A 21,844-nucleotide genomic window follows, 5' to 3' on the forward strand; every position below is an offset into this window, starting at 1 on the left:
ACTATAATGTTTGGCATCATAGCATATATTTTGCCAAACTTCCTTTATCTTACCCCAACTTGCGGTCATAAAATAAAACATAAATAGCAAGATTGGCAATTATCGATTTGCTCAAGCCAGGGTGATATCGCAAATACTAGATCTTTATAATCATCAAATTTTTGTAATCATCAAACAAAAACTCGTTATCAAAAAAAACCTAAACTTTCACTGGACGTTTTATATTCTTATTAGAAACAGATACCGTATTGTCTAGCTCAACCTCGGTTTTAAACCGCGTTAAGCGTAGCGCATTCATCAATACCGAAATGGAGCTGAGCGCCATAGCAGCAGCCGCAATCATAGGATTTAAAAAACCAAAAGCGGCAAGTGGAATACCAATGCAATTATAGATAAAGGCAAAAAACAGGTTTTGCTTGATATTGCGTAGCGTTGCTTGGGCAATTTTTTGTGCCGCATCGATATGCATGAGCGACTCACCCATCAAGCGTGCAGAGGCGCTATGCTGTGCGACATCGGTACCTTCAAACATCGCAAAGCTAGCATCAGCGGTCGCCATCGCTGGCGCATCGTTAACACCATCCCCTGCCATAGCAACCTTATGTCCAGCCGTTTGCAATAAAGCAATTTGGCTGGCTTTGTCACGCGGGCTCATCTTACCATAAGCTTGTTCTATACCCAGTTGTCCTGCCACATGGTCGACGACAGATTGTTTATCACCGCTCATCAAAATCACATTGATGCCAGCATCTTGTAGCGCAGTAATTGCTCGTGGCGTATCCGCTTTTAAATCATCAGCTAAGGCAAAAGCACCCAGCGGTTCATCGTTAATACTAATCGCAACGGTACTAGCAATTTGCCATACTTTTGGCATCAGTTTTGGCAATACAAGATTTGCAAACTCTGCGGTACCGACCTTTATAACCCCAAGCCCTTCAATTTGTGCCTGTATACCCGCACCCTTTACTACGCTAATGTCATTAACAGTTAATAGTGGCAAATGACGCTCTGCGGCAGCATTGATCAGCGCAGTAGCGAGCGGATGACTGGCATGCGCTTCAACGCTCGCTGCTATTTGTAATACATCATCAACAGCAAGTGACTTATCAACCATCACTTCATCAACGATAGTAGGCTTACCAATGGTCAATGTACCTGTCTTATCCAAGACAACGGTATCAATACTACCTGCAGCCTCAAGACTTTGCGCATCTTTAAACCAAACACCATGCCGAGCAGCGACACCCATTCCAGCCATGATAGCCGCTGGCGTGGCCAAACCAAGCGCACACGGACAGGCAATCACCAATACTGATACTGCATGCATCAAGGCGGTATCGACCATACCTGTCAGCCACCACGTCACCCCAAAGGTAACCAAGGCAATGGTCACAACAACTGGCACAAAAACTGCCGTTACTCTATCGGCAAGACGAGCCAAATTGGCTTTTGAGCCTTGTGCGTCGCTGAGCGCTTGTACCATATCACCGAGCTTAGTATCGCTACCTTTGGCACGTACGCGGTATAGCAAGCTGCCATTCTCAACCAAGGCACCTGCCAGCAGCTCGCTACCAGCTTCTTTTTTAAGGGGTACGGACTCTCCCGTTAAATGACTCTCCACACACCAACCACTACCATCGATGACCGTACCATCGGTTGCGACTCGGCTGCCTTGCTTAGCGCGCAAGATATCACCCACTTGTACCTCTTTAAGAGCCACATTATGGAAATCGCCATTTGGCTGTTGCTGCTCGACTTCGTCTGGTGTCAGCGATAATAGTAAATCAATGCTGTTTAAACTGTGCTTTTTGGTACGCTCTTCGAGATATTTACCTGTCCGTACAAAAGCGATGACCATCACGCCTGCTTCAAAATAAACGGCAGGGCCATTATGAACGCCATGACCGCCAGCGTGACTACTCTGCAATAGGCTGTTCAAAGTGCCATCGCCATGCGTCAGCCATAGATAAGTCGAATACGCCCAAATAGTCACCGTGCCGATGACGACTAGGACGTCCATATTGGCAAGACCGCCTTTGATTGACGCCCAAGCACTCTTATAAAACGGTAATGCGAAACCAAATTGCACAATCGTCGCTAGTATGAACTGAATCCAAACCGGTGGCATCCATGCCATACCTTGACCAACAAGCATGCCTGCCATACCCACCAAAAATGGCAGCAAACAAACCCACAATCCAATCAAGCGCCACGGATACTGAGTTGCTGTATCCTCATCCGTCTGTGAAAACAAACTATCGGCTGCCTGCAAATTAGCGACAAAACCCGTTTTGTTCACCCACTCCGTCACCTGCTCTGGCGTTGTCTGCGTCGGATCATAATCTACATTGGCGGTCTCGCCTGCAAAGTTCACACTGACTTCATATACCGAAGGCTTTTTATTAAGTGCCTTCTCGATTCGTGAGGCACAGGCCTGACACGTCATTCCCTCAATTGCCAGTTGCAAATGCGCACGATGCGGCGCAAGCGTCGTATTGGACTGAATATCAGTCTCAACATCGTAAGAACTATGGGTATCGGTACGGGTATAATCATTCATAAATAGAACTCGTCATGGCGTTTATAAATTTGTATAAGCTATAAAAGTATATCAATGGAAGAATAAAAATCTAAATCAAACAAGCAGTGCTCTCTAAAGGCAAATATCAGACTGCCTTTCAGAGCATTTGAATAGCAACCTTCTTACTATCGCAACATATATATTAAATGGTCATGACTAGCACCAATTCAACTATTTCAGCTGAACAACTATCTCAGCTTAAGCACACGTGTTACAGAAATAGGAAAGCTTATAGCTCTACTTTAATATTAATAGTTTTTAACCATTAAAAAACCAGCCATGATAGCTGGTTCGTTTATAACAACGAATAAAATTAAGCGTTGGCAACGGTGGCATCGAAGCCCGCATCATCAATAGCAGCTGCAATCGTCTCTACACTGGTCTTGCTATCATCAAAGGTTACTGTTGCTTGATTATCAGCAAGCTCGATACTGATATCGTCTAAACCATCGATATCTGCGGTTGCGTTATGGACACTTGCCACACAGCCGCCACAAGTCATGCCGTCAATTTTAATAATACGTGTTTGGTTTGCCATGTTAGGCTCCTTATTTTTATCTGTGAATGAATGGTTTTTATACTTTAATTGTATAAGGCTTTATGAAAATACCCAAGACCAGCATAAGAGGTATTGGCGTTGACCACAAGTCAGTTTGGTTATCCTCTTATAAACCAAACCTAATCATGATAACGCGGATTTTGCGGGGCATCGATAGGAAATGGCTGTGTGACATAATCGACCATGCTGATTGCCGCTGTAAACGCATGGATACTGGTTTCTGTATCATCGTAACGCACAAACGCAGTATGGCTATCAGTATCCAGCTCAATCGCCGTTACGCCGGTGATGTTCTTTAACGCCGTCATCACGCTATCTAAGCCTTCGGCGTCATCGATATTTTCGATACTTACCTGTGCAACTTTAATCGCCATTGTCTTGTCCTCTTATGATCTACTTTATTAATGAGTATCTAATACCTCAAAGCCTTTGACCAAATCATCAATCTGTTTAAGCTGACGTAAAAACGGCTCTAGTTGGCTCATACGTAGCGCACAAGGACCATCACATTTTGCCGTTTCTGGAGTGGGATGTGCTTCTAAAAATAGCCCTGCCAATCCTGTTGCCATACCTGCGCGGGCAAGCGTTGTGATCTGCTCACGGCGTCCGCCAGCACTGTCGCTACGTGCGCCCGGCTGCTGCAAGCTGTGCGTCACATCAAAAAATACCGGAATATCCATTTGCTTCATGGTATCAAAACCCAGCATATCGACCACCAGATTATTATAACCAAAGGCGCTACCACGCTCACAGAGGATAAGCTTATCGTTACCGCCCTCAAGACACTTATTAACGATATGACGCATCTCGTGCGGTGCTAAAAACTGGGCTTTTTTGATATTAATAATCGCATCTGTCTTCGCCATCGCGTGTACCAAATCAGTCTGACGCGATAAAAACGCAGGCAGCTGAATAATATCAGCAACTTCAGCGACTGGTGCCGCTTGATAAGGTTCATGCACATCGGTAATAATAGGCACTTGGTATTTTTCTTTGATTTGCCCAAGCCAGTCGATACCCTTCTCTAGTCCAGGGCCACGATACGAATGCAGGCTAGAGCGATTAGCCTTATCAAAGCTGGCTTTAAAGACATAGCCAATCCCTAAGCGCTGGCATATCTCAACATACTGCTCAGCAATCTCAAATGCCAATTCTTTAGACTCTAAGACATTCATACCACCAAATAAGACAAACGGCTGATCATTACCGATGTTGATAGTATTGTTATTAGGGGTATTAAGTTGAATATGTGATTGTGCGGTTAATAAATTTTCCATAAATTATTGTCCTCTTTATTATTATCAGAATTTCTATTCCATATTGTAACCGATAGACCAATTAAAAAAAGTGTACAAGCGTAATTACATGCAATAGATCATAAGAAACATAAAATTCGGGGAGATATAAATCATAACCGCTATCATTAAAATCAGGCTCAAAAAAAAGACCGATCCGAAGACCAGTCTTTTAAGTTATTTTATAATGGTAATGCCTGAAGCTTATTTATTATCGCTATAAGTTCTTGCTGCTTTGACAAAGCTATTGAACAATGGATGACCACCACGCGGCGAGCTGGTAAATTCAGGATGGAACTGTACCGCGATAAACCAAGGATGATCCGCCAATTCGACCGACTCTACCAGGTGCTGTTTAGCAGAATAACCCGATACCGTCATACCTGCTTGTTCTAATGGTTCGATGTAGCGGTTATTCATCTCATAACGATGGCGATGACGCTCAGTGATGTTGGTTGAGCCATAGATCTGGGCAAGCTTACTACCAGCAACCAACTCGGCTTGCTGAGCGCCTAAACGCATCGTACCGCCAAGGTCGGAGTCATCACTACGAATCTGCAATTCGCCACGCTCATCTAACCATTCAGTAATCAAGCCAATGATAGGCTCAGCCGCCGTGCGATGGAACTCAGAAGAGTTGGCATCGATATGTAGCACATTACGGGCGTATTCAATCACTGCCAGCTGCATACCAAGACAGATGCCTAGATATGGCACTTTATTTTCGCGCGCATAAGTAATGGCTTTCATTTTGCCCAGCGTACCGCGCTCACCGAAACCGCCTGGCACCAAAATAGCATCGGCATCATTAAGACGGGCAAATAAATTATCATCAGTTTCTAAAAGTTCAGCATCGATATAGTCTATTTTAACATCGGCTTTATGTGTAATACCGGCATGTAGCAAGGCTTCGTTGATAGACTTATACGCATCAGGTAGCTCGACGTATTTACCTACCATCGCAACCGTCACGGTCGCTTCAGGATTCAACTGCGCTTCAACGACTTTATCCCAATCGCTTAAATCAGCTTCTGGCAAATCAAGACCAAAACGCTCACAGATTAAATCATCAAGATCTTGCTCATGCAAGGTACGCGGTATCTGATAGATGCTTTGAGCATCTTCACACATAATGACTGCACGCTCTTCGACGTTGGTAAATAGCGCAATCTTACGACGGTTGTCTTGTGAGATATGATGATCAGAGCGGCAAATTAAGATATCAGGCTGCAAGCCGATAGAACGCAGCTCTTTCACTGAGTGCTGGGTAGGCTTAGTTTTTGTTTCACCCGCACTAGCGATATAAGGCACTAGCGTTAAATGCATCAGCATCGCTCTATTACGACCTAGCTCCACTTGCATTTGACGTACCGCTTCCATAAATGGTAACGACTCGATATCACCTACCGTACCACCAATCTCGATAATGGCAACATCATAGCCTTCGCCACTGGCAAGAATTTTGCTTTTAATTTCATCAGTGATATGCGGAATTACCTGCACCGTACCACCAAGATATTCGCCGCGACGCTCTTTATTCAAGACGTTCTGATAGATACGACCACTGGTGAAATTGTTACTCTTACTCATCTTTGAATGGCGTAAAAAACGCTCATAATAACCCAAATCTAAATCGGTCTCCGCCCCATCTTCGGTCACGAATACTTCACCATGTTGAAATGGGCTCATCGTACCTGGATCGACGTTGATATACGGATCCATTTTGGTCATCGTCACGTTTACGCCACGTGCTTCTAAAACGGCAGCAAGAGAAGCAGCGGTGATACCTTTTCCTAGTGAGGACACTACCCCACCGGTCACAAATATAAACTTGGTCATAGTACTCTGTCGGTAATTGGTAAAGAAGGATTTTACTAAAAATACGCCACAAAATATAGGGCAAAAGCATAAACTTGCTTAAACTCTTAGTTTTTAGCGTTTTCAATAACAAATTTTCAGAAATTAAAAATCTTCACAACAAAAAAACTCACCCCGAAGGATGAGTTTTTTATAATCAAATTCTAATATTTAAATTAGAATTTGTATTCGATACCACCACCAAGACCAAAGCCATCAAACTCGTTCTCAACTTTTACACGAGTTGCAGTTACTGTAGACTCTGAGCTTAAATAGGCACCGTATAGATGACCAGTCGTTGCTTTGTTGATAGCGTATTTGCCACCTACAACAGCACGGAAAGCTTCAGCGTCGTCAGCACCACCAACGTTGTTTACGAAATCACCTTGGGCATAAGCAGTCCAAGGAGTAGCAGTTGCCATTTCACCGCTGATAGTAAATGCATTTTCGTTATCATCACTATCAAAGTCAGTGTTTTGATACAAAGCACCTAATGTGATAGCTGGGTTAATTGCATAGTTACCACTTACACGAGCCACTTTAAAGTCACCAGCTTGGATATATGTAGCACCAACATTCATTGGACCTGTTTCGTATTTACCACCAAGACCGAATGCATCACGACCTAGTGTATCAGTACCGTTATCTTCGTCCATTGCGTACATTGCCATGAACTGCATGCCATTGATGCTAGGAGTAAAGTAGTTGAAAGTATTGTTAGTACGTGGGCCGTCAAAGCTAGCAAGTACAGCATCGCCACCTAGTACGCCACCTTGGGTAACGTTAGCAAAGTTAACGTAGTCATCAATCGCAGTCAAACGACCAGCAAGTAAAGTACCATATTGTGCATTTTTCACACCAAGGTAAGTATCACGAGAATAAAACTGATCTGATTTTTCCATACGGCCGCCACCGGCTGCATCTACAAAACGATCGCCAGCATCTATATCGATACCATATTCAAGTTGATAAAGAAGATCGGTATTAGCGGTTAAAGCTTCTGAGCCTTTTAAGCCAATACGTGAAGCATTTGAGTTTAACTGGCTACGACCGTCTGCGTCTTCTGAACTTTTGACAACAGTATCAACACTTCCATCAATGTTATAAGTCGTTGTCGTTGTATCAACGTCGCCAGTATTCAAATCTAAAGTTAAAAAACCTTTACCATAAATAGTAGGAGCTGCGTTGGCTGCAGATACAGATAGAGCAGCAATTGCTGTAGCTAGAAGTAGTTTTTTCATGGGTATATCTCCACTTTACAATTTTAGTAATGAACGAGCTATGATTAGCTGGTGCTCACAATGGTATCGTCACAAATCCTCAAAGATATAATGTGTAACTGGCTACCGATATTAGTCAGAAACAAGTGTGGCGATTTTTTGTTACCGTAAGATGAAAAAGCTATGGCTTACATAATTAGGATTAAAAAGTAACTGCCATGTAAACTTAGGTCTTTTGCACTCTCTTGTGTAACATCCGTTACCAAACTCATACTTCAGCTACAAGCATAACAACTTTGACATAATTTGCAACATATTTTTCTATTTTTAATTACAATGATTGCTGAAGACCTTAGCTAATATAAGATTCAACCTGACTTTAAGTATAGACAAAAAAACACCCCTACTTACCATAGGCAAATAAGGGTGAGCTTATAAATATAAGTAATGGAATTTCAAATATTCCGTCATAAGGCGCGCTAAGCTTATAGATAATGCGTTGCTGATCAATCAGCAACGCCAATCACCGTCAACGCTCGATTAGCACCGAATATAAGCATTATTTAGCAAGTAGTACTGGCTTTAAGATCTAAGCGTGCTTGATGTAGTAATGGCTCAGTGTAACCATTTGGTTGTTCGCGACCTTTAAACACCAAGTCACAAGCCGCTTTGAAGGCATAGGAGTTATCGAAGTCATTAGCCATTGGCTGATAGCTAGCATCACCCGCATTTTGCTCATCGACGACTTTTGCCATACGTTTCATAGTATCCATCACTTGCTGTTCGCTCACTACATCATGATGTAACCAGTTAGCGATATGTTGACTTGAGATACGTAAAGTTGCACGGTCTTCCATCAAGCCAACATCATTGATGTCAGGTACTTTAGAACAACCAACGCCTTGGTTTACCCAGCGTACGACATAACCTAAGATGCCCTGAGCATTATTATCAAGCTCTTGCTGCTTCTCTTCATCTGTCCAATTGGTATCTTTTGCCAATGGAATGGTCAAAATATCGTCTAAGCTTGCACGCTCACGTGATTTTAGGCTGTTTTGAACCTCAACGACATTCACTTGATGATAGTGCATGCTGTGCAAGGTCGCGCCAGTCGGTGATGGAACCCATGCGGTGTTGGCGCCTGCTTGTGGATGGGCAGCCTTGGTATCCATCATCTCTTTCATCTCGTCAGGCTTCGCCCACATGCCTTTACCAATCTGAGCGTGACCTTGTAGACCAGTCTCAAGACCGATATCAACGTTCCATTGCTCGTAAGCTGGCTGCCACACTTGTGATTTCATATCACCTTTACGCACAAATGGTCCGGCGTTCATGCTGGTGTGCATCTCATCGCCTGTACGATCCAAGAAGCCAGTATTAATAAAGATAACGCGCTCTTTGGCTTGGCGAATCGCTTCTTTTAGATTGACCGTCATGCGACGCTCTTCATCCATAATACCGATTTTTAGGGTATTACGCTCTAAGCCCAATAAATCTTCTGAGGCATTAAACAAGTCATTCGCCATTTTGACTTCTTCAGGACTGTGCATTTTTGGCTTAACGATATACATCGAACCTTTACGTGAGTTCGATAGCTCAGTTTTACCGTTAAGGTCATTTAAAGATAATAGCGGCGTAATCAAACCATCCATTAAACCTTCGAATATTTCTTCTTGACCGTTACCCAAATCGACTAAGATTGCAGGGTTTTGCATCAGATGACCGACGTTACGAATTAGTAATAGCGAACGACCTGGTAAGATTAGCGTACCGCCATCTGGGGTAGTGTATTCACGGTCTGGGTTTTGTTTACGCGTACGGGTTTTACCCCCTTTTTCAAAGGTCTCTTGCAAGTCGCCATTCATCAAACCAAACCAGTTACGATAGACTTCGACTTTTTCTTCCGCATCGACAGCAGCAATCGAATCTTCACAATCTTGAATAGCAGTAATCGCTGATTCTAATAAAACGTCTTTAATATTTGCTGGGTCATCTTTACCAACGGGATGATTGCCATCGATTTGAATCTCAGCATGCAAGTTATTGTTCTTTAACAGTATACCCGTTGGGCTTTCTGCGTCACCAACGAAACCTGCAAACTGAGCAGAATCTTTTAGTTGTGTGCTGTTATCGCCTTGAGCAACTTCAAGCTTACCATCGACCACTTTAAAGCCAGTCGCATCATTGTACGAGCCTGATGCTAGCGCAAAGTTTTCATCTAAGAATTTTTTGGCGTAAGCGACGACAGCTGCGCCACGCGTTGGGTTATAGCCACCTTTTGCTTCTTGACCATTTTCATCACTGATCACGTCTGTGCCATATAAAGCGTCGTACAAGCTGCCCCAGCGAGCGTTGGTCGCGTTTAATGCATAGCGAGCGTTACGTACAGGTACGACCAACTGCGGTCCGGCAATCTTTGCAATTTCATCATCGACATTTTCTGTACTTACTTTGAAATCATCACCTTCTGGTAATAAATAGCCAATTTCTTGCAAAAATGCTTTATAAGCTGGGTAATCAATATCGCCATTGTTGGCAGGGTGGTCCAAATGCCACTGGTCAATTTGCGCTTGGAGTTTGTCACGGGTCGCAAGCAGCGCTTTATTACGCGGGGTAAATTCTTTGACGATCTTTTCAAAACCTGACCAATAACTGTCTGAATCAACACCGACTTTCGGCAGCACTTCGTTTTCAATAAAATCGAACATCTGCTGATCGATAGCAAGAATGCCTTTCTGAATACGATTGGCGTTAGAAGACTGGCTCATATTGTTATCCTTATCTATTGGTGAGGTTTGTTGATGCTGGGCTGCCAAAAAACATAGTAGCCATGTAAACGGGTATGTAAAGCAGGCATGCAAAGTAATAAATACTGGATCTTAAAAGACAATTCAAGTGAATCTATTAGTACATTACATTGGCTGTTATGCCTTTAGCTGTTATTAGTCATTTATTGAACATTTTACTATCAGATAGTATCTAGACTGGTTTTAAGCAAAGATTACTTATAAACCTTAAATTTTGAGACGGCATTGATAGTTGATATAATGCTAGCCATCCACTATTAACTGACCATCAATAGTAAGACAAAATATCCCAAAAGCAAAATATCATCCTACTATCAAATAATGAAATAAACAAGAAAAGCTCATTCAGCAAGTAAATACTTAGGCTGTATATAAATGATACCCTATAAGCCATATGATCTAGAAGCTTTAAAACCTCAGTTTAAGTGTGCTGACCTAAAGGTAAGTATAAACTGTAAGTAATCATTACAGTACTAATTTATACGTAATGGTTATCTATCACACCAAGATGTGTAAGAAGGTTTGAATATATTCAGCTTATGATATGTCATTTAGTTAATATCGCTAAAAGCTCAAAATAGAGGCGTAATATGACAGCGTCGCACGCTTATTTACTCTTATTGTAGAGTCAGCTCAATCTAAAGAAGATAGACTCGTAGCACGTGTAGCTAATATTGTTTTTACATTGAAGCGCTTATATGTCTTATTCTTTAGTTTAAATATCACTCTAAACATTCACTCGCAAATAAAGCCTAACTAAACTATGACCATAAATTCGAAAAACACTTCAATAATGCAGTCGCCAATAGCTAGTATCAAAGAGGACATCTTTGAAGAAAACGAAACGCAAGAAGACAATACCAAAGAAGACAGTATTGATATCGCACAGTTACGATCGCCTCTAAAGGTAGACCTATCCCCTATTTATAATTTTTTGGGTGCGCGAACCACGCAAGCTTGGGTTAATGCAGCCATTGTTGACTTGCCATTAATTATTCAAGATCATGCCAATTGCGAAAAAAAGGCCGCTGGTACGGCGATGAACTTAATATTTCGCTATGAATTTTCTTATGATTTGCAGCGTAAATTGGCACAGTTAATACGTGAGGAAATGCTGCATTATGAGCAAGTGCTCGGCATTATGCATGAGCGTGGGCAAGAGTGGAAATACCTAAGTGCGGGGCGTTATGCTAAAGGTATGCTCAAACATAAGCGTACCTATGAGCCAGCAGCGATGGTAGATGTGTTGATAATAGGCGCATTTATTGAGGCTCGCTCTTGCGAACGCTTTGCTGCGCTTGCTGAAGTCATCGACGATGAGCGTTTGGCAAAATACTATCGCTACTTACTAAAGTCAGAAAGTCGCCATTTCCAAGACTATTTGGCATTGGCACAATCTTTATCGGATGAAAACATCGATGAGCGGGTCGCATTATTTAAAGAGGTGGAAGCAGAGTTGATAGTTAGCCCAGATCCTGAGCTACGCTTCCATAGTGGCACCCCCTGCTTCACATAATCTATTAGATTTTGTCTTAGATAAAATAAAAAAGTGCTGCAAACAATCTATTTAGCATAGCTGTTTACAGCACTTTTTTTGTCCAAGCCTAGTCATTCAAAATTCGTTTTTATGACAGTGGTTATTTATCATCTACCATTAATGCACTATCATACTGTTTATGATCTTTTGCTACGTGATTCGGATCATGGTCAGGTGTTAATTCTTCTGCGGCGGCTGGATTGACTTTCTGCAGTGCATCATCGGGAACAATACCATCGTTATCATCTGCGTCTTTGAGCTTATAATTTTTCTTGTCGTCTACTGCTTCATCATCTGGCGTATTCATAGCGATTCCTTATGCTCGATACTTAATGCTTAGAACTTATTATTTCTTAAGTATTTAGTAAATGACTTTTATCAACTGACCATTCAAAAACTATTAATCTTTTTCATCAGGATTTAATACACGTGTTTGAGCATTATCGACGTTTGCATAGCGGTTCAAATCGTTTATAGCTGCGCTTTTAGAAGCGTCGCTAACAGTAGTATGCTCATTGATACCTTCATCAAACGCACTTCCTTCTTGGTCACGGCGATCTGGCTGACGCGCGGCGTTATCACCAGTATTAACATGCTCTGAATTTACCACTCTCTCTTGATTTACAATGCTCTCTTGAAAGGTATCAGTGCCTTTATTGGTAGTGGTGTGATTTTCAATGTCATCATCAGTAGACATCACGTTATAATTATTGTGATGAATGTCTTCATGCGTATGTTTACCATGGTCTACATCATCACTGACATATCTTGTGCCAATCACTGTTTCTTGAAACGTCTCTGTACCTTTAGGTATATCGTCAGGATCTGCAATATTGTTGGCAATCGTATCATGACTGCTAGCATGAGTATCGTCATTATCAATGCCAGTACCATCAATACGAGATTTAGTTAATTGAGGATCTTTGGTTTGCATGTCTTTGTTTTGCATAGTGATATCCTTATTTTTTTAACTTGTTATATTTTTAACTTATCTTTCTTTTTTTTGTTAGCCATCAGATGGCTATCGACTATCTAAGATAGAACGTTCACTCATATTGAAAGCTATTCATTACCTTTTTGGCTGAGGTCATAAGCATTCAGATCGCCGACATTTTTGCCACCATCGGGTAAATTCTCTTCCTTGCGCGGATCAGAGTAAATTTCATCGGTTTCCTGCGATTCTTGCTGCGGTCCATCGATTTCTGGATCGTGCTTGCGTCCCTCATAACTGTCTCTGGTATTATCCGGCTCTAATGCTGCTGGATCATCAATAAATACGGGTTCTTCATTATTTGGATGGGTATTGTTTGGGTGGGTACTGTTTGGATGAGTATTATTTGACATGGCCTTTTCCTCACGTTTGGTAGTCTTGTATTTATTTAAATAGTAAGTAACTCAAATGATTATGGCCGTTAGCCAAAACAATTACTATTTATCTGTACGCAAGTCATCATCAATAAAAGAAGTTTGTTCTGCTTCGCTCAATTTTACTGGCGCATCGACTTGTTTTTTATTTTCTAAGTTTTGCTCAATTTGCTGACTATCCGCTTGCTCTGCTGCTTTTTTAATATCTGAGGTATCGTTATTATTACTCATGATGACGTTCCTGTTTTTATCATTTATTAATGGTTGCTTAGTACTTATATGTTCAGTACTTATCAGCCGTCCCTAACTTATTGAGCTTATATTTACCCAACAACGATAAGACTGACTTTGATTATAAGTAGAAGTTTCGGTATCTCACCAGTGTACTGCGGTATCAATATGTGAATAAGTGTGAGGTTACAAGCCGGTTTGTAACTTATTGGCTGCATTTATCAGCATAAAAAAACCAAGCGTAGAGTGACATCTACGCTTGGCTTTTATTTTAACTGGACATTTTGATGCGATTAATAGGTCTCTGAGAGAGTATTAACCAAGTTAACTAGACAGGCTCACCCACTCCATTAATCATTTTTAACAAATGCTCTTGGGCAATATGTGGCAGCTTACCTGCTGCTGGCGCATTCTGTTTCCAAACACCATCACCGCTGAGCGTCCACGCTTGCGTGTTGTCTTGAAGATAATTTAATAAGCCATCTTGATAAATCTGCTTAGACAGTTTTTTATCTTCAATCGGAAACGCAACCTCTACGCGATGGAATAAGTTACGATCCATCCAGTCGGCACTGCCGCAATACAGACGCTCATCACCATCATTATGAAAATAGTAAATGCGGGTGTGCTCCAAAAAGCGACCGATGACCGAGCGCACCGTGATGTTTTCAGACAGACCTTTTACTTGCGGACGTAGACAGCACATCGAGCGTAAAATCAGCTCGATTTTGACCCCCGCTTGTGAGGCGTCATATAGCTTATCAATCAAACGACGTTCGGTTAAGGCGTTCACTTTTATAATAATATGGGCGCGCTTGCCAGCTTTGGCATGAGCAATTTCATCATCAATAAAGCCCATCAATTTATCATGCAAAGTAAATGGCGCATGTAAGAGCTTCTTGAGGTTAGCAGGTTTACCCATACCGGTAAGCTCATTAAAAATCTTATGAACGTCTTCAGAGATATCAGGATCAGCGCTGAATAACCCATAGTCAGTATAAACCTTGGCATTGGCTGCATGATAGTTACCGGTACCTAGGTGTACGTAACGGCGGATTTTATCATTCTCACGACGCACGATGAGCATGAGCTTGGCATGGGTCTTATAACCGACAATACCGTATACCACGACCGCGCCCGCTTCTTGCAGATAATTGGCCACTGCGATGTTTGAGGCCTCATCAAAGCGCGCACGTAACTCGATGACGGCAGTGACTTCTTTGCCATTCCGAGCTGCTGCTGCAAGCGCTTGAACAATCTCTGAATTTGTCCCTGAGCGATATAGTGTTTGCTTGATAGCCAAAACTTTTGGGTCGTTGGCAGCTTGCCATAGTAGATTTACTACTGGTGAAAAGGCATGAAAAGGATGATGAACTAGGACATCGCCTTTACGCATGGCGGCGAACATACTGGTGGTTTTATCAAGCTTATCAAAATCACGGCGAAAGGGCTTAGGAACGATATGAGTAAACGGCTTATAGCGCAGCGCTGGAATATTAAAATCAAATAGCAGTCGCGTTAAGTTCACGGGTCCATTAACACGGTAGAGCTGGTTATCATGTAGATCAAACTCATCGAGTAGATAATCACTAATAGGCGTCGGACATTCTGTAGTGACCTCAAGGCGTACCTTGTCACCAAAGCGGCGGTTTTCAAGCTCGCCTTCCAGTGCCTTGGCGATATCTTCAACATCATCTGCCAAGTCTAAATCAGCATTACGTGTGAGCCTAAATTGATGACAGCCGGTAACATTGACTCCCGGGAACAGCTCACCAACGTGCTCATGAATCACTGCCGACAGCATAATATGATGCTCTTTGCCACCAGTCAGCTCATCAGGTAGGCGAATCACACGCGGCAAACTACGCGGTGCAGGGACGATAGCCAGATTGATATCACGACCAAAGGCATCTTTACCGTCTAAAGTGGCGATAAAGTTTAAGCTTTTATTCACCAGACGCGGAAAGGGATGCGCCGGATCGATGCTAATTGGGGTCAATACTGGGGATACTTGCTCAATAAAATAACGCTTCATCCATGCTGATTGCTTGGCATTAAGCTCATCACGTTTTAAATAACGAATGTCTTCAAGCGCCAGCGCTGGCAAAATATCTTCATTTAGAATACGGTATTGCTCATCAATGGCATCATGGGTCACCGCTGAAATTTCATTAAGAATTTCACTGGGGCGCATACCGTGAACACTGGTCGATACATCGCCCAGATTTAGTTTTTGCATGATGCCTGCAACGCGAATCTCAAAAAACTCATCTAGATTCGATGAAAAAATCATCAAAAAGAATAGACGTTCAAGTAAAGGATGGCGGGGATCTGCCGCTTGTGCTAAAACGCGCAGATGAAACTGCAATAAAGACAAGTCGCGATTGATATAACTGCTAGGTGAATAGCTACCATCCTCCGAGCGTTGCCACTCAACCTCAGTTAAGTTAGGGCTACTATCGATAAGAAGATTGTTTATTTTCCCAGCACTGTTGGTGCGGCTCTCTGTATTGATATCATGGACGTCAGGATTGGTCTCAATAATGTCATCAATCTTATGACTCGTATTGTGCTTATTATTCATCTCTGCCACGTTATTACTCCTTTATCATTATCGATATGCCATCATCTTTTATATTTGTCTTTATACTAAACGTCTCTTCTACCTTATCATTGTTATTTTTTATAAAACTGACTGCTACGCCTCAAACCTACTGCCATTTGATTGCATTCAATTAGCGCTCTAAGCAGATTGTGGCAATACGGCATTTTTCATGCGTTTTTTAATGATACGTTGTTTATTACGCAGGCGTTTGTCGCCTTGATTGTCTTCATAATATTTTGGATTGGTCAGCATTGCGATCAGTAAGGCTGATTCATCACGGTTCAGGTTGGCAGCTGATTTATCAAAATAATGCTGCGCTGCTGCCTCGACACCATAAACACCATTACCAAACTCTGCCACATTTAAATAAGCGGTCAAGATACGCTGCTTATCCCACAAGGTTTCAATCATCAATGTGATAATAGCTTCTTCGGCTTTACGCGTATAAGAGCGATGCGAGGTTAAAAACAGGTTTTTAGCCAATTGTTGGGTGATGGTTGAGCCACCTGCTGACATTTTACCAGTCGCTTCATTCTTCTTTTGCGCCGCTTTAATGCCCTTAAAATCAAACCCATCATGTTGGCTAAACGTTGAGTCTTCACTCACAATCGCCGCTTGCTTGGCAGACTTGGCAATCTGATCATATTTAACCCAAGTCTGGCTAACATCACCACCCGTCAAACGATGGGTCAGCATAAACATGCTGTTATTAATCGGCTGGGTTTTCCAAATTAACAGTAGCCCGGCGACTAACACATGGAATGCGATGACCAATACCATGAATGCCAAAATCAGTCGTTTGATAAATTTGCCAAAACTTGCCATGCGTGATATCCAAGTGATTGAAAAGATAATAAGATGAAGTAAGGAGCTGTCAGTAAAAAGCTATCAGCCAGTAGTTATGAACCGATAGTTATAAATCGATAATTTTGAATCAGCAATGATAAATAGCAGCTCATCTTACCTAATCTCACAATCGCTGTCATTATTTACCCCACTTCTTTATCATGTCATAAAGGTTGAGCGATATTGACGTTTTTGATTGAAGTCTGAAAACAGGCACTTTGCAACAAGTATTAAATAAGAGAATCAATATGCAGGATGATAATAATATAACATTACGGGCACGTATGATTGAAGCACAGCCTCAGCTCGGCACTGCTATAAATCTTGATAAATGGTGGTTACTTGGGACTTCTGGCTGCCACTTATGTGACATCGCTGAGCAACTCATCATACAGTTTCAAGCGGTACAGCCTATTATTTATCAACATGTCGATATCGCCGATTTTGATGAGCTTCTCATGATGGAATTTGCGACTACTATCCCCGTGATACTGACGCCGTCCAAACGTTTAAATTATCCATTTTCTGTTCTGGATTTGCAGCAACTGCTAACGACCTAATATGGATAATAACCCCATAGTAGCAATAACCGCTGCTGGCATGCCCATCGTAAACATTTAGCTGCTGGCATGCCCATCGTAAACATTTAATAGCGAGAAACTCATGAAAAATTTGAGCAAAATTACTGAAATTGAAGATTTACGCCGTGTCGCCGAGCGAAAGATACCACGCATGTTTTATGATTATGTCGACTCAGGCTCATGGACCGAGACCACCTATCGTAATAATGAAACTGACTTTGACCGTATCAAACTGCGTCAGCGGGTATTGGTCAATATGGAAGGACGCTCGCTTGCCACCGAGATGCTGGGCACGCCAGTAAAAATGCCGGTTGCGATTGCGCCAACAGGCTTTACTGGCATGATGTGGGCAGACGGAGAAATCCTCGCGGCACAGGCAGCAGAAAAATTTGGCGTACCGTTTTCACTATCGACTATGAGTATTTGCTCTATTGAAGATGTAGCAGAACATACTAGCCAGCCGTTTTGGTTTCAGCTATATATGATGCGCGATATGGACTTTATAGCCAATTTGATTCACCGTGCAAAAGAAGCCAATTGCTCAGCGTTAATCCTGACCGCCGACTTACAAGTACTCGGCCAACGTCATAAAGACATCAAAAACGGTCTATCTGCGCCACCAAAACCAACGCTTGCCAATATCTTAAATTTGATGACCAAGCCGGAATGGTGTATGAATATGCTGGGTACCAAGCGTCGCACCTTTGGTAATATCGTTGGTCATGCCAAGAATGTCGAAGATATCTCATCGCTATCAGCATGGACAGCTGAGCAGTTCGATCCTGCGCTGAGCTGGGATGATGTCGCTCGTATTAAAGACATGTGGGGTGGCAAGCTAATTATCAAAGGTATTATGGAGCCAGAAGACGCCGTACTGGCAGCTCGTAGCGGTGCCGATGCGCTAGTGGTCTCCAATCATGGTGGACGCCAATTAGATGGTGCGCCCTCTTCCATTTCATCCCTAGCCGATATCGTACAAGCCGTGCGTGCTGAGGACAGTCAGATTGAGATTTGGCTCGATAGTGGTATTCGCTCCGGTCAGGATGTACTTAAAGCGATGGCGCTTGGGGCAAATGGCACGATGATTGGCCGCGCCTTTTTATATGGTCTTGGCGCGTATGGCGAAGATGGTGTCCGCCGAGCGCTTGAGCTGATTTATAACGAATGTGATATCAGCATGGCGTTTTGTGGTCATACCGATATCAATGAAGTGCGCGATGATATCTTAGTCAAAGGTACCTACGAGCATCTTAAAACTGCCTTGCCTTACGTAGCGCCGATGCGCTGGTAAGTGTAGACAAGATAGGCGCTTAGACTGGTTGATAGCTTTCTTTATACTATCCATACCCTTTATACTCTACCTATACTCTTTGATTGATATCTCGTTTTATGACTATCCAGCAGCTGTTTAAAACCGCACCGGTCACTACTTTACTATTAATCAGCTTTATCGGACTGTATATCGTACAAGTACTGACTGGCGTCGATGCCAATAATCCATCGACTGAGGCGCTGATAAAGTGGGGTGCCAATGCGCTGCCCTACACCATGGACAGTGAGCCGTGGCGCTTGGTCAGTAGCGCGTTTTTGCACATTGGTTTGATGCACTTATTGTTCAATGGTTTTGCCATGTATTTCTTTGGCCAGATTGCCGAGCCCATGTTTGGTTCTGCTAAGTTTTTAGCATTATTTTTACTGGCGGCAATCGGTGGCAGCTTACTTAATAACTACGTCACGTGGCAGGGTATTTTGGATGGTACTGGACAACCCGGTATATCGGCGGGTGCGTCTGGCGGCATCATGGGTATTGGTGCGGCACTATTGATCGCCGCGCTGTTTAAGATATCGGTCAATGGCATGGTGCTCAATTTAAAAAGCCTGATATTGATCATGGGCATCAACCTTGTGTATGGTTTTGCCGTACCGGGTATCGATAATGCTGGACATATTGGTGGCGCGATTACCGGACTCATCATTGCACTGGCTTTCGCAATTGCTTACCGTCAGCGCATGGCAGCTGTTATACAGAATACTGCCATTAATCAAAGTAATTATTTACCGCATTATCAAAGTGAGCAACAAGACGAATACCACACCACTTATATTAATATGCCAGTGAATAACGAGACTGGTTTTAATAACGATTCTAATTTGAATGATGCGCGTTTAAATAATGCCAGTTTGTATAATGAGAGTCATGTTGATAATAATATTGGTGTAAACTCAAACATCAATATCATCCCTAATTATCCGATTCTAAGCGCAGAAAAAGCCCCGCCTAAATCTATGCTTATTTGGCAATTGCTGCCATGGCTAGTGATGCTACTTCTTAGTATCGGCTTTATTTGGTGGTGGCAAGATATTCATCAGCAGATATTACAAGTACTAGCAGCCATTGAGTAAGGTGGCTGAGTAAAGCATCACCGTTATTTATTATGGTTAAAAGGTTCGATCGCTCACACAAATTAATTTTGGCTTTCCTTACTCGACTATTTTTACCTATCTATTCTACCCACTTATGAGAGCAAATCATGTTTAAATCATCAGCGCTATCCAATTCCGCTACGCGCACTTTGCTTGGCGCACTAACGGCTACTGCCTTATTTAGTGTCTCCAGCCTATCGAATGCTGCTCTATTTAATAAAAACCTGCCGACTGATCCAGACGCTCAGCTAAGCGTCGGCGTCAACGTCCTAGCAGTAAATTCAGCCTATGACTTGGAAGATAGTACTGATGTGCTGGTATTACCGGGTGTGTTTTATGATAATAATAGAATATATGCGCGCGGTGCCCAAGCTGGTGCTTATATCATTAATGATGGCACCAATCAGTTAGCTGCTTACGCTCAGCTGGCTGGTAGCGAGTTTGACCCTGATGATGCCAATGGTGCACTTCAAGGTCTTGATAAGCGTAAAGCATCTGCTGCAGCAGGTTTAAGTTATCAGCGCCGTACTCCGATTGGTGCCTTTCGCGTCCAATATGCGACTGATATTTTAGATAATAGTGGTGGAAATACTGCTCGCTTGTCTTATCTTGCCAAAATCACCAAAAACAAGCTAACGGTCTATCCAAGCGTTGGATTTGAGTATCATGATAACGACTACAATCAATATTATTACGGCGTGAGCGATACAGAATCAACGAAAACAGGCGTTGCAGCTTATACTGCCAATTCAAGCCTAAATCCATATATCAATATTAGTGCCAACTATGACTTTAATGAGCGCTTTGCAGGATTCTTTAATCAAAGCTTAAGCTACCTGCCAAACGAGCAATATGACAGTCCAATGGTTGACTCACGTACTGACTCAACGACGACGCTTGGTTTGTTGTATAAGTTTTAGAGTTTGAGATGATTAATATGATGTGAAAAAGCTGAGCATTTTGCTTGGCTTTTTATTGCGTAAAACTGAGATGCAAAAAAAATAATTTTAAAGAAATACCTGACTATATTTATTACAAGGACGTCCAAAATACCTCTTCATGCTTATTGCCACTTTCATCCTCCCAAGTTATCCTAGATTGGTATTTGCTAGGGCTATTCATATGTAGGGATGCTAAGAGCTTGATTCTTGAGCTCGGTTTCATCTCTTGATAAGGAAATATATCTATTAACTCAGAAGTAAATAGAGGACTGTCCTCGCAATCAATCAACTCAAAATTAACATTGTATGCACTACCTTGTCCTGTGTTAGATATATAAAAATTATACGCCTTTCCTAATTTTGTCAGACTCACATTGAATTTAGGCTTAGTTTTATCCGTTTTTTGCTCAGTGATATTTTCTATTTGAAGCTTAGATAGCTCTGCTGTGACCTTTTCAAGCTCTAGTTGCTCCTTAGCTAACTCTCTTGTGCGAACTAAGGAAATAGTAGAAACCACTACTGCTAGAATAGAGATACCTAGGCTTAAGACTTCAAATTTGCTCATTTGAAGCCTTTGAATAAATTTTTAAATATTTTCTCAGCTTCTGCTTTCGCTTCAGGAATGATTACATCTTTCGCTTGCTCCATACCTACTTCTTTTAAATCAGCTAACATGATTTCAAAATGACAATTATTGCACTTAATAAAGTCATTATCTTTTAATTTCTCTGGATGCTCAAATTCATTATGCCCACATTGAGGGCATTGAATTTCTATGCGATCAGTTTTAATCATACTTTTACCTTTTTAGTGTAATGAATCTTATTTTTTAACACTAGCATTCAAATTATAGTTTTAAAAACAAGCACACCCATTAAATACATTCGAGAAACCCTGCAAAAGTTTATTGTATCATAAGCTATTCTTTGTACATTGATATCAGAGCTAAATTCAAAAACTGATAAAAACATAACCAAAAAAAAGACCTTGCCACA

General features: G+C 42.0%; 20 protein-coding genes. 5 read left to right on the plus strand and 15 right to left on the minus strand.

The window, feature by feature from the left end; all coding sequences use genetic code 11:
* Nucleotides 1-199 precede the first annotated feature (199 nt).
* From EPB74_RS06560 to EPB74_RS06590, 7 genes are all read right to left on the minus strand, one after another.
* Nucleotides 200-2,560: a heavy metal translocating P-type ATPase gene (locus EPB74_RS06560; RefSeq protein ID WP_274903438.1), complete on the minus strand. Its 2,361-nt coding sequence runs from the start codon at nt 2,558-2,560 to the stop codon at nt 200-202.
* Nucleotides 2,561-2,894: 334 nt separating this feature from the next.
* Nucleotides 2,895-3,119, minus strand: coding sequence for a heavy-metal-associated domain-containing protein (locus EPB74_RS06565; protein WP_011280902.1), 225 nt, complete (start codon nt 3,117-3,119; stop codon nt 2,895-2,897).
* A gap of 140 nt (nt 3,120-3,259) precedes the next feature.
* Nucleotides 3,260-3,514: a cation transporter gene (locus EPB74_RS06570; RefSeq protein ID WP_089554112.1), complete on the minus strand. Its 255-nt coding sequence runs from the start codon at nt 3,512-3,514 to the stop codon at nt 3,260-3,262.
* A 27-nt stretch (nt 3,515-3,541) separates the two neighbouring features.
* Nucleotides 3,542-4,417, minus strand: coding sequence for a 3-deoxy-8-phosphooctulonate synthase (gene kdsA / locus EPB74_RS06575; protein ID WP_274903443.1), 876 nt, complete (start codon nt 4,415-4,417; stop codon nt 3,542-3,544).
* Between the two features lie 222 nt (nt 4,418-4,639).
* Nucleotides 4,640-6,274 (minus strand): CTP synthase, encoded by a 1,635-nt coding sequence (locus EPB74_RS06580; protein WP_274903445.1) that lies wholly within the window; start codon nt 6,272-6,274, stop codon nt 4,640-4,642.
* Between the two features lie 194 nt (nt 6,275-6,468).
* A complete protein-coding gene (locus EPB74_RS06585) occupies nt 6,469-7,533 on the minus strand; it encodes a porin (protein WP_274903446.1) in 1,065 nt (354 codons plus the stop codon).
* A 542-nt stretch (nt 7,534-8,075) separates the two neighbouring features.
* Entirely contained in the window at nt 8,076-10,280 is a 2,205-nt protein-coding gene (locus EPB74_RS06590) for a malate synthase G (protein WP_274903447.1), read from the minus strand.
* A gap of 802 nt (nt 10,281-11,082) precedes the next feature.
* On the opposite strand from EPB74_RS06590, the gene miaE reads away from it, so the two are divergent.
* Nucleotides 11,083-11,835 (plus strand): tRNA-(ms[2]io[6]A)-hydroxylase, encoded by a 753-nt coding sequence (gene miaE / locus EPB74_RS06595; protein ID WP_274903448.1) that lies wholly within the window; start codon nt 11,083-11,085, stop codon nt 11,833-11,835.
* A 121-nt stretch (nt 11,836-11,956) separates the two neighbouring features.
* Here miaE and EPB74_RS06600 read toward each other — a convergent pair whose 3' ends face one another.
* The 6 genes from EPB74_RS06600 to mtgA form a co-directional block, all read right to left on the minus strand.
* Nucleotides 11,957-12,163: a hypothetical protein gene (locus EPB74_RS06600; protein WP_274903449.1), complete on the minus strand. Its 207-nt coding sequence runs from the start codon at nt 12,161-12,163 to the stop codon at nt 11,957-11,959.
* 93 nt (nt 12,164-12,256) lie between these two features.
* Nucleotides 12,257-12,805 (minus strand): hypothetical protein, encoded by a 549-nt coding sequence (locus EPB74_RS06605; protein WP_254423043.1) that lies wholly within the window; start codon nt 12,803-12,805, stop codon nt 12,257-12,259.
* A 113-nt stretch (nt 12,806-12,918) separates the two neighbouring features.
* Entirely contained in the window at nt 12,919-13,200 is a 282-nt protein-coding gene (locus EPB74_RS06610; protein WP_274903451.1) for a hypothetical protein, read from the minus strand.
* Between the two features lie 84 nt (nt 13,201-13,284).
* Nucleotides 13,285-13,452, minus strand: coding sequence for a hypothetical protein (locus tag EPB74_RS06615; RefSeq protein WP_274903453.1), 168 nt, complete (start codon nt 13,450-13,452; stop codon nt 13,285-13,287).
* A gap of 328 nt (nt 13,453-13,780) precedes the next feature.
* The gene (gene ppk1, locus EPB74_RS06620; RefSeq protein WP_446740025.1) at nt 13,781-16,036 is read right to left on the minus strand and encodes a polyphosphate kinase 1; all 2,256 of its coding nucleotides are present in this window, start codon (nt 16,034-16,036) and stop codon (nt 13,781-13,783) included.
* 159 nt (nt 16,037-16,195) lie between these two features.
* Nucleotides 16,196-16,882 carry a monofunctional biosynthetic peptidoglycan transglycosylase gene (gene mtgA, locus EPB74_RS06625; RefSeq protein WP_274903457.1) on the minus strand — a complete coding sequence of 229 codons (687 nt, stop codon included), beginning with the start codon at nt 16,880-16,882 and terminating at the stop codon, nt 16,196-16,198.
* 269 nt (nt 16,883-17,151) lie between these two features.
* On the opposite strand from mtgA, the gene EPB74_RS06630 reads away from it, so the two are divergent.
* The 4 genes from EPB74_RS06630 to EPB74_RS06645 all read left to right on the plus strand — a co-directional run bounded on the left by EPB74_RS06630 (nt 17,152) and on the right by EPB74_RS06645 (nt 20,828).
* Complete coding sequence (locus EPB74_RS06630) at nt 17,152-17,463, plus strand: glutaredoxin family protein (protein ID WP_274903459.1); 312 nt, start codon at nt 17,152-17,154, stop codon at nt 17,461-17,463.
* Between the two features lie 103 nt (nt 17,464-17,566).
* Entirely contained in the window at nt 17,567-18,775 is a 1,209-nt protein-coding gene (locus EPB74_RS06635) for an alpha-hydroxy acid oxidase (protein WP_274903460.1), read from the plus strand.
* Between the two features lie 98 nt (nt 18,776-18,873).
* Nucleotides 18,874-19,887, plus strand: coding sequence for a rhomboid family intramembrane serine protease (locus tag EPB74_RS06640; protein WP_274903461.1), 1,014 nt, complete (start codon nt 18,874-18,876; stop codon nt 19,885-19,887).
* 128 nt (nt 19,888-20,015) lie between these two features.
* A complete protein-coding gene (locus EPB74_RS06645) occupies nt 20,016-20,828 on the plus strand; it encodes a MipA/OmpV family protein (RefSeq protein ID WP_274903462.1) in 813 nt (270 codons plus the stop codon).
* A 112-nt stretch (nt 20,829-20,940) separates the two neighbouring features.
* On the opposite strand, the gene EPB74_RS06650 is transcribed toward EPB74_RS06645, so the two are convergent.
* Both EPB74_RS06650 and EPB74_RS06655 read right to left on the minus strand, forming a co-directional pair.
* Complete coding sequence (locus tag EPB74_RS06650; protein ID WP_274903463.1) at nt 20,941-21,414, minus strand: hypothetical protein; 474 nt, start codon at nt 21,412-21,414, stop codon at nt 20,941-20,943.
* The gene (locus tag EPB74_RS06655) at nt 21,411-21,644 is read right to left on the minus strand and encodes an ECs_2282 family putative zinc-binding protein (protein ID WP_274903464.1); all 234 of its coding nucleotides are present in this window, start codon (nt 21,642-21,644) and stop codon (nt 21,411-21,413) included. The genes EPB74_RS06650 and EPB74_RS06655 overlap by 4 nt, the downstream gene beginning before the upstream one ends.
* Between the last annotated feature and the right edge of the window lie 200 nt (nt 21,645-21,844).

It is taken from the genome of Psychrobacter sp. DAB_AL62B (assembly GCF_028895345.1).
GTDB lineage: Bacteria > Pseudomonadota > Gammaproteobacteria > Pseudomonadales > Moraxellaceae > Psychrobacter.

What these genes read in the sequence shown, in the direction of transcription:
- EPB74_RS06560 (WP_274903438.1), bottom strand. Translation starts at nt 2,560, where the DNA reads ATGAATGATTATACCCGTACCGATACCCATAGTTCTTACGATGTTGAG.
- EPB74_RS06565 (WP_011280902.1), bottom strand. Translation starts at nt 3,119, where the DNA reads ATGGCAAACCAAACACGTATTATTAAAATTGACGGCATGACTTGTGGC.
- EPB74_RS06570 (WP_089554112.1), bottom strand. Translation starts at nt 3,514, where the DNA reads ATGGCGATTAAAGTTGCACAGGTAAGTATCGAAAATATCGATGACGCC.
- kdsA (WP_274903443.1), bottom strand. Translation starts at nt 4,417, where the DNA reads ATGGAAAATTTATTAACCGCACAATCACATATTCAACTTAATACCCCT.
- EPB74_RS06580 (WP_274903445.1), bottom strand. Translation starts at nt 6,274, where the DNA reads ATGACCAAGTTTATATTTGTGACCGGTGGGGTAGTGTCCTCACTAGGA.
- EPB74_RS06585 (WP_274903446.1), bottom strand. Translation starts at nt 7,533, where the DNA reads ATGAAAAAACTACTTCTAGCTACAGCAATTGCTGCTCTATCTGTATCT.
- EPB74_RS06590 (WP_274903447.1), bottom strand. Translation starts at nt 10,280, where the DNA reads ATGAGCCAGTCTTCTAACGCCAATCGTATTCAGAAAGGCATTCTTGCT.
- miaE (WP_274903448.1), top strand. Translation starts at nt 11,083, where the DNA reads ATGACCATAAATTCGAAAAACACTTCAATAATGCAGTCGCCAATAGCT.
- EPB74_RS06600 (WP_274903449.1), bottom strand. Translation starts at nt 12,163, where the DNA reads ATGAATACGCCAGATGATGAAGCAGTAGACGACAAGAAAAATTATAAG.
- EPB74_RS06605 (WP_254423043.1), bottom strand. Translation starts at nt 12,805, where the DNA reads ATGCAAAACAAAGACATGCAAACCAAAGATCCTCAATTAACTAAATCT.
- EPB74_RS06610 (WP_274903451.1), bottom strand. Translation starts at nt 13,200, where the DNA reads ATGTCAAATAATACTCATCCAAACAGTACCCACCCAAACAATACCCAT.
- EPB74_RS06615 (WP_274903453.1), bottom strand. Translation starts at nt 13,452, where the DNA reads ATGAGTAATAATAACGATACCTCAGATATTAAAAAAGCAGCAGAGCAA.
- ppk1 (WP_446740025.1), bottom strand. Translation starts at nt 16,036, where the DNA reads ATGAATAATAAGCACAATACGAGTCATAAGATTGATGACATTATTGAG.
- mtgA (WP_274903457.1), bottom strand. Translation starts at nt 16,882, where the DNA reads ATGGCAAGTTTTGGCAAATTTATCAAACGACTGATTTTGGCATTCATG.
- EPB74_RS06630 (WP_274903459.1), top strand. Translation starts at nt 17,152, where the DNA reads ATGCAGGATGATAATAATATAACATTACGGGCACGTATGATTGAAGCA.
- EPB74_RS06635 (WP_274903460.1), top strand. Translation starts at nt 17,567, where the DNA reads ATGAAAAATTTGAGCAAAATTACTGAAATTGAAGATTTACGCCGTGTC.
- EPB74_RS06640 (WP_274903461.1), top strand. Translation starts at nt 18,874, where the DNA reads ATGACTATCCAGCAGCTGTTTAAAACCGCACCGGTCACTACTTTACTA.
- EPB74_RS06645 (WP_274903462.1), top strand. Translation starts at nt 20,016, where the DNA reads ATGTTTAAATCATCAGCGCTATCCAATTCCGCTACGCGCACTTTGCTT.
- EPB74_RS06650 (WP_274903463.1), bottom strand. Translation starts at nt 21,414, where the DNA reads ATGAGCAAATTTGAAGTCTTAAGCCTAGGTATCTCTATTCTAGCAGTA.
- EPB74_RS06655 (WP_274903464.1), bottom strand. Translation starts at nt 21,644, where the DNA reads ATGATTAAAACTGATCGCATAGAAATTCAATGCCCTCAATGTGGGCAT.